This window comes from Arachnia propionica, assembly GCF_003932785.1.
Classification (GTDB): domain Bacteria; phylum Actinomycetota; class Actinomycetes; order Propionibacteriales; family Propionibacteriaceae; genus Arachnia; species Arachnia propionica_B.
Window position 1 is genome coordinate 1 of the sequence record NZ_RQYT01000083.1, and the last position, 2728, is coordinate 2728.

Annotated in this window: 1 protein-coding gene; it reads left to right on the top strand. The window is 66.1% G+C overall.

Annotated features, from left to right (window positions below):
- Window positions 1-2728: Fn3-like domain-containing protein (locus EII35_RS15260; protein WP_185744394.1), on the top strand; the 2728-nt coding region annotated here is incomplete at both ends.

Genomic DNA, 2728 nt, shown 5'->3' on the forward strand with positions numbered 1-2728 from the left:
CGAGGCGACCGCGACCACACCTTCACCACCGGCAGCACCTGCGTCATCGCCGAGAAACAGGTGGCCAAGGAAGCCAACACCACCAGCTGCAACACCGCAGAAACCCTCACGGCCGCCACCACCCAGATCACCGTCCCCGCCGGCGGCACCACCACCATCGACTACACCCTCACCCCAGACACCACCACCAGACACTGGACCCAGGGCTGGGCCACCCTCAACTCGGCAGACGACACCCAACCCGACCTGGTCGTGCCCTACCTCGGCTTCGTCGGGGACTGGAACGCCGAACCCATCATCGACCACCCCGAGGAATCCGGGAAGACCCCGGTCCTCGACGGCATCCTCGGCCCCGACCAGGCCAACCACACGGAGCTGTACGGCCCGCTGGGCAACGTCGAGACGTCCACCCAGTGGCTGTCACCGAACGGGGATGGTTTCTTCGATGAACTCTTCCCCCTCTACATGATGCTGCGTTCGGCCGCCGAAGTGCGTTTCGAGGTGGTCAAGGACGGCACGGTGGTGCGCACCTTCGGCAAGGAACGCAACGTGACCCGGCTCCCACTTGCCCTGTTGCCGCCAGCGATTCAGTCCGCGGCCGAGGGAGCGACCAACCAGGCATGGGACGGGACCCTCTACAACCCGGCGACGGGGGAATTCGAGACGGTTCCCGACGCGGACCTCGGCACCTATCACTACCGGATCCAGGCCCGGCTGTCCGAGGAGTTCGAGTGGCAGACGACCGAGCTGTCGATCGGCGTTGACACCGTTGCCCCCGAGGCCTCCTACACGGTCACCACTGGCGCCGACGGATCCCGCACCTACACGGTCAAGGCCACCGATGATCGTTCCGGTCTGGACAACCCCGCCGGGGTCTTCGCCCGGGACGCCGCAACCGGCACCGTGTTCGAACCCACCCTCACCGATGTCTACACCTTCACGGTCCCGACCGAGGTGGCATCGAGTGACTCCTACGTCGAGATCCTCGCCATGGACCAGGCGGGCAACAGCACCCAGCTGCGGGACTTCTACCGGACCAAGCCCGTCCGGGTACTGAACAGTCACCGTCTGGACCGCTGGATCGGCAAGGAATCCGTTCCGTTCCTGATCCCGGAGATCAGCGATGGCAAGGCCGTCGTGGAACTCATCACCAGTCCCGAGGTCGATCGGGTGACCTTCAACGGCACACCGGTGGAGATCACGGATGGCCAGGCCAGGGTTCTCGTCCCGTTGACCCCCGGCCGCAGCGAGCTCGCCTTCGTCGCGTACTCGAACACTGGGCAGGAACTCGGCACCGCCACGCATTGGATCGGCTACGACGAGACACCGCCCGACCTGCAGATCACCTCGGCGCCGGTCAACGCGGCGGGGCAGCTCGAGCCCGGACCGGACGGGACCATCACCGTCACCGGACGAGTGACCGATGACCTCGCTCCCGCCGGGGAACTCGTGCTGCTGGACAACGGGGTGACGGAGGTTCCCCTCGACGATCAGGGCAACTTCAGCTACACCATCACCCCGACCGAGAGCCAGTCCTTCCTCGTCCTGGTCGCCCTCGATCACGCGTCGACCTACCGGAAGGTGGAGGACTACGCGAACTCGACGTCGAAGGCCTGGAGCATCTCGGGCCGCGCCAATCCTGTCGGGCTCCACATCCTCTTCGATGACCCCGAACTGCGGGGAGGACGTTTCGGTCAACCCGCCTATCTGGTCAGCCCGGATTTCCAGGATCTGGAGATCATCAACCAGGATGCCGGACCGGGAGAGATCGCCTCGAGACTGACCCTCAAGGGGCGGTTGTCCGAGGCACCCGCTTCATTCGAGGTCGACGGGAAACCGGTGCAGCTCGACGACCAGCAGCGGTTCTCCATCCCCCTCGACCTCCGCAACGCGATCAACAAGGTCGGCTACGTGGCGGTCTCCAAGGGCGGGGAACGGATCGAGGGTTCCTGGCGCTTCGTCCACGACCGGGCGTTGCCGGGCATCGATCTCACGATCGATCCTCGGATCCACGCCGATGGCGCCATCTACCTGACCCAGCAGCCCGCTGACATCGCCCTGTCGGGTGAGGTGTGGGACAACGAGTTCGGATACCGGCTCTCGGTCAACGGCAATGTCATCGAGGAGTTCACCAACATGTGGGACGCGGGGGCAGACAACCGTCGCCCGTTCCAGACCAGGGTCCCAGCGGCCCGGGGTGGCGACTCGATGTTGCTCAGCCTGATGGATGAGATCGGCAATGGCTTCGAACGCAGGGTGCCCGTCGTCCTGGACGACACGGCGCCGGAGGTCTCCATCGACGGCCCGAAGGATCGGGTGTCGCGGACGGCCGAATTCGCGATCACCGGGACGGATGAGAACCTGGAGGGTCTCGTCGTCCATCTCGACGGCCAGCAGGTGGCGGCCGAGGTGGTCGAGGTCCACGCTCATCCCGAGGCCTCCTACACCGAGTTCCGGCAGCGGGTCGCGATGGCGAGCACCGACTCGTCGGCTGCCCGGGAGACCTCCAAGCAGGTGACGGTACGGCTGGGCGATGTGAAGGATCTTGCCCCGGGGCGACATGCCCTGACGGCCGTGGCCACTGACAAGGCGGGCAACACCGCCGCGGCGGCATCGGCGTTCGTCCTCGATGAGGCACCGACGATCACCGGACCCGATGCCCTCACCATCGAGCCCGGCAAGGACCCCCGGCAGGTCATCCGCGAGAACTACCAGGCCACCGACCCCG